Source organism: Kitasatospora sp. MY 5-36, assembly GCF_001182915.1.
In the GTDB taxonomy this organism is placed as follows: domain Bacteria; phylum Actinomycetota; class Actinomycetes; order Streptomycetales; family Streptomycetaceae; genus Kitasatospora.
Genome location: NZ_LFVW01000958.1, coordinates 1 through 2,954 on the forward strand (window position 1 = coordinate 1; position 2,954 = coordinate 2,954).

Genomic DNA, 2,954 nt, shown 5'->3' on the forward strand with positions numbered 1-2,954 from the left:
CGGAACCGTGGCGCGCCGACGGGCCGCCCACCCGGGTCGTCCCCGCGCTCACCCCCGACCCGCCCCCGGTGCCCGGGCCGCCCGCCTGGGCCGCACCGGTCGTCCACCCGCCGCCGTCGCCGCCCGCAGGGAGCCGTCCGTCATGAACGCCGTGAGCCAGGTCTTCGCCGTGGTCGCCGCGGCGATCCACCTGATCGTCTGGCCGCTGGAGAGCTTCCTGTACGGGCACCCGCGGGTGCGCCGGGTGCTGACCGGCAGCACGGCGGACGCCCCGGAGGTCCGGCTGTGGCGCGTCAACGTGGGCTTCTACAACCTCTTCCTGGCCCTCGGCCTGGTCGCCGGCCTGGTCCTGCTGCACACCGGACACCCGGGGGCCGGGCGGGCGATGGTGCTCTACGTCGCCGCGTTCATGGTCGCGGGCGGGATCACCCTGTTCACCTCGGAACCGAAGCTGTGGCGCGGTGCACTCGGCCAGGCCGTCCCGGCGGCGATCATCCTTCTGACGGAGGCTTTCTGACGTTTCATCACCATCTCTTCAGGCGTGCGGCTAAACTCCGCCTACCCCGCGACGGTCGCGGCGGCTGGGGGTGGCAGCAGTGGCGAAGATCCCGATCACCGACCGGTACGTCGTCGGCCTCGGCTGTCGGGTGAGCGTCCAGCAGGGCCTCACCTCGACGAAGGTCAGCTGGAGCGTCGCACACCTGCCGGAGGGCGGCTCGCCCCGGCCCACCGGCGGCAACAAGGAGATCGGCGTCATCTGCCCGCGCTGCCGGCGTTCCTTCTCCGTCCGGGTGGAGACCGCCACCAGGGCGCGGGTCAAGCGGCTGGTCCACCGGACGGTGGGCTGGCTGCTGGTGCTCTCGCTGCTGGCCCTCGTCCCGATGCTGGTCCAGCTGGGCGGCCGGACCGTCGAGGAGGGCGACGACCAGGCCGTCGACAACATCGGTCTGCTCTTCACGCTGGCCGCTGCGGGCGTGGTCGTCGGACCGTCGCTGCTGCTCAGTGCGGGCATCCACGACGGCATCGGGAAACTCCGGCTCATCCGGGCCGACGGCCGCAAGACCATGTGGGTGCGGGGCCACCGGCTGTTCTGAGCCGGGCCACGCCCCCCGCACCTGTCACTCGGCGTCCGCCGGTACCTCGCCGCGGTGCCGCACCCGGGTGGCGAGCAGGGCGCCGAGCGCGCCGGTCAGCAGCCCCCAGCCCGCCGCGAGCGGCACCGCCGTCCAGAGCACCGGGCGCAGGGTGAGGCTCCCGCCGCCCAGCCCGGCCAGCGGGTTGCCACCGCCGAGCACGGCGCCCAGCAGGTCGCCCAGGCCGCCCTGGCCGAGGCCGACACCGAGCACGGAGAGCCCGTAGTCGGCGTCCACCCGGGTCCACAGGCCCACCAGCAGCACGGTGACGGCGGTGGCGAGCGCGAACCGGACGGCGTGCCGCCAGAGCCGGACGGTGCGCGGCGCGCGGCGGGCCGCCAGGAAGGCGGCGGCGAGCAGCAGGACGGCGGCCAACGGCAGCAGCCACCAGCTGCGGGCGTCCTGCTCCGCGAGGGTGCCGAGGTCGATGGTCGCCGGCCCGCCCCCGGGGGTGCGCAGCACCGCGCTGAGCGGCTTGGGGACGGGCAGGCCGAGCCCGCCGACCAGCCGCCCGTGCCACGTGGCGCCGAGCCCGATGCCGAAGGCCAGCCAGACCAGGTCGGGCAGCGCGAGCAGCACCACGGCCAGGGTCTGCCGGGGGTTCCCGTGCACGACCGCGGTCAGCACCCCGGCCACCGCACCGATCGCCAGGTACGCCAGCAGGACCAGCCAGAGCGCGAACGCGGGCGGGCGGACCGCGAGTTGGTAGCGCACCAGGGCGGGCGGCAGCGGGGCCCGCCGGGACACCGCGAAGGTGACCGCGAACACCACCAGCAGCCAGGCCAGCCCGATGCCCACGGTGGTCGGGCCGTCCGCGCGGAAGCCGACCTCCGGGGTCAGCCCGAGCGCGCCGCCGATCGACTGGGCCAGGTCGCCGCCGAGCGGGACGACGAAGCTGTGCCGGGCGCCGAGGGTGAGCAGCACCAGGGCGAGCACCCAGAGCAGCAGCGTCCGGCCGATCCGCCCGAGCAGCTCACCGCCGCCCGCGACCGCGCGGAAGCGCAGCTGGCGCAGGAACACCTCGGCCATCGCGACCGCGCCGACCACCGAGACGCTCAGCGGCATCGCGCTGATCCCGGCCCCGACCGCCGCGAAGTCCCCGGCGCCGCCGTCGAGTTCGACGGTGCCGCCGACGGCGAGCGCGAGCGTCGCCGCCAGCACGGCGGGGAAGCCGCCATCCGGGAGGTCGTCGGCGCCGGCCAGCCAGAGACCGAGCGCGGCCACCGCCGCCATCGCGACCAGCCCGGCCAGCACGACGGCGAGCGCGTCCAGCCAGCCGCGTACGGCGCCGGGCGGGCCCGCGGCCCGGGTGGTGGGCTGCTGCATGCCGCCTCCTCGTCGCTCGCGGGGTGCACAGGGGTCCGGCCCGGGCGCGGCGCGATCGATCTCCGATCTACGCCCGTTCTACGTCCGGTCGACTCCCGGCCGGGAGCCGGCCGGGTTTCCAGGGTGGCCGACGGTCGGCGGGCACGCTCGGCGACGCCCCGGCACCTGCTGTTGCGGCGAACGGGGCAACGGGGGAGAAAGGGAAGCCACTGGCAGGAGCCTCCCGAGCCGGCCGCGGTCGGCCGACCGCCTGCGAAACGGAGCCTCGATGACCTCCCAACCGCCTCCGTCCGGCCTGCCCGGCCCGCCTGGTGAACCTCCGCACGGTCCGCCGTCCGGTCCCCCGTCCGGGCCGTTGGCCGGTCGACCGTCCGGCGGCGGTACGGCCGGTCCGCCGTCCACGCCCCCTCCGCCCTCGGGCCCGTCCGGGGCCGCCGGGGCGGGTGGGGCCGGGAGTGCGAGTGGTCCCGGCGGTGCGAGCGGGCCGGGCGGGCC

General features: G+C 76.4%; 3 protein-coding genes. 2 read left to right on the forward strand and 1 reads right to left on the reverse strand.

What is annotated here, in order from left to right; genetic code table 11:
- The first annotated feature begins 142 nt into the window (after positions 1–142).
- Together AE652_RS38770 and AE652_RS38775 are read left to right on the forward strand one after the other, a co-directional pair.
- A complete protein-coding gene (locus AE652_RS38770; protein ID WP_049660164.1) occupies positions 143–517 on the forward strand; it encodes a DUF1304 domain-containing protein in 375 nt (124 codons plus the stop codon).
- A 79-nt stretch (positions 518–596) separates the two neighbouring features.
- Positions 597–1,094, forward strand: coding sequence for a hypothetical protein (locus AE652_RS38775; protein ID WP_049660167.1), 498 nt, complete (start codon positions 597–599; stop codon positions 1,092–1,094).
- A gap of 24 nt (positions 1,095–1,118) precedes the next feature.
- Here AE652_RS38775 and AE652_RS38780 read toward each other — a convergent pair whose 3' ends face one another.
- Positions 1,119–2,459: a streptophobe family protein gene (locus AE652_RS38780; protein WP_049660169.1), complete on the reverse strand. Its 1,341-nt coding sequence runs from the start codon at positions 2,457–2,459 to the stop codon at positions 1,119–1,121.
- Between the last annotated feature and the right edge of the window lie 495 nt (positions 2,460–2,954).